Consider the following 2,231-nt stretch of genomic DNA (forward strand, 5'->3'; position numbering starts at 1 on the left):
GAATAGCGTCTTCAAAATCTGTTGATTCTAAAAAGGCGATAATTGCTTGAGGTACGGAACCTTGACAGGAAATATCAAATTGATAGTTTGGTCTAATTTCGTCTAATTTTTGACTCAATTTATAGCCGAAATTATTTTCAAGATAAGTTTTAATTTCTGGTTTGGTTTTGCCTTGACGACTGAGAAAAATAGCCGCAGAAGTTGCTTGTGCGCCTTTAATTCCTTCGGGATGATTGTGAGTTATTGCGGCACTTTTTTGCGCTTCTAATAAGACGGTTTCGAGGTTATCAAAGGCAAATCCTACTGGAGAAACGCGCATGGCACTACCATTTCCCCAACTATTATAAGGTTCATTGCTGTTAGATTTTCCCCACAGGTGAAAGTTTTTTCCGTAACCTGCATGAGGGTAAAGATGATAGTATTTTTTGATAGTTTTGGTATAATCTCCGTTGGTGAGAATAACATCAGCAACTGCAACGGTAAGCACTGTGTCATCAGTAAAGCAAGATTCGGGATTAAATAAAGGAAATACTTTACTTTTTCGGTTATTTGCTTCATAGATGGAACCGATGATGTCTCCTGCGATCGCGCCTAACATCTCATTCTCCTTTGGTTATATAGAGACGTTGTGTCCAACGTCTCTACTGTGGGTGGTATCGCCTCTTTTTACTTACTTGTAGCAAGTTCTGCGGGAAGATACTTATCTATCACCTTACGAAACTCACTTTTTTGCTTCACGCCCCGCAGTTGCTCTAAAATCTCCTTATCCTTAAAGAATTGTACGGTCGGCGTTCCCGTAACCATCGCATTTTCAGCAATTTCTGGTTCCGCTTCGATGTCTACTTCGACAAAATGAATTTTACCGTCGTACTCATCGACAACACCATCGAGAATTGGTTTGAGAGTGTGACAAGGACCGCAGTTAGGGGAAACATACTTCACAACAATTACGCGATCGCTATCGTGGAATAATTTTCTTAAAGCGTAACCGCCGTAATGTTTGGTTTGGTTAATATCGAAGGTTTCTTCGGTATCTGCAACGGGTTTAGCTTCTGCTTCTTCTTTCTTCTCTACCTGCTGCGCTTCGGTATCTTGATGATATTCTGTAATCAAGTTGTGTTCAGACAGCCAACGTTCTGCTAACATTGCCCCCATACAACCAGTACCAGCCGCAGTAACGGCTTGACGAAATTCACGATCTTGTACGTCACCCGCAGCAAAAACACCTTCAACGTTAGTTTCGACTGAATTTGGTTTCGTAATAATATAACCAACCTCATCCAGTTCTAATTGTCCTTTAAATAAATTTGTATTTGGCTTGTGACCGATCGCGTAAAATAATCCTCGTACAGGTAAATCCGATTCCTCACCTGTTTGATTATTTTTCACGCGAACACCCTCCATGCGATTATCATTTCCATACACATCAACCGCTTCAGTGTGCCAGTGAACCGTAATTTTCGGATTATTCAACACCCGATCTTGCATCGTTTTACTCGCCCGCATTTCCCCGCTACGAACCAAAAGATGCACCTGAGATCCATACTTAGTTAAATATATAGACTCCTCAGCCGCCGAGTCACCACCACCAACAACCGCCAACTCTTGAGAGTGGAAAATTGGCGTAGCCCCATCACAAATCGCACAAGCCGAAATACCTCGACTCCAGAACTTATCTTCACAAGGTAAATTCAACCGCTTCGCCGTTGCACCCGTAGCAATCACAATACTATGAGTTTTAAACTCTCTTTCGGAGGAACGAACTGTAAACGGACGCTGAGACAAATCCACTTCTACAACATCTTCTGTATAACATTCCGTTCCCCAACGTTCTGCCTGCGCCTTCATGCGGTCCATCAACTTCGGTCCGGTGATTCCCTCTGGGAAACCAGGGAAATTCTCCACCTCAGTCGTCGTCATCAACTGTCCCCCAGGTAAACCGCCAGCTTGGAACCCTTCAAACATCACAGGTTTCAAATTCGCCCGCGCCGCATAAATCGCCGCCGTATAGCCCGCCGGACCCGAACCAATAATTACCAGATTTTCTACCTTGGAATTGTTCATAGTCTATACAAACTCATAACGACTTCACTTAAAAAGTAGTATAACACGATCTAGGGGCGATCGCTTACTCCCCTTTTATTCAAAAACCTCTCCCCCAGCCCCTCTCCTGGTAGGAGAGGGGAGAATTTTGAGTGTGTGAAAACTCTTCTTACTCCCCCTTCCCTCGC

At 43.4% G+C, this 2,231-nt stretch carries 2 protein-coding genes; both read right to left on the reverse strand.

Annotation, left to right across the window (positions count from 1 at the left end; translation table 11 throughout):
* Positions 1 to 598: ADP-ribosylglycohydrolase family protein (locus G3T18_RS24370; protein ID WP_224413194.1), on the reverse strand; the 598-nt coding region annotated here is incomplete at its 3' end.
* Positions 599 to 666: 68 nt separating this feature from the next.
* On the reverse strand, positions 667 to 2,064 hold the full coding sequence (gene trxB, locus G3T18_RS24375; RefSeq protein WP_224413195.1) for a thioredoxin-disulfide reductase: 1,398 nt from the start codon (positions 2,062 to 2,064) through the stop codon (positions 667 to 669).
* Between the last annotated feature and the right edge of the window lie 167 nt (positions 2,065 to 2,231).

It is taken from the genome of Oscillatoria salina IIICB1 (assembly GCF_020144665.1).
Classification (GTDB): domain Bacteria; phylum Cyanobacteriota; class Cyanobacteriia; order Cyanobacteriales; family SIO1D9; genus IIICB1.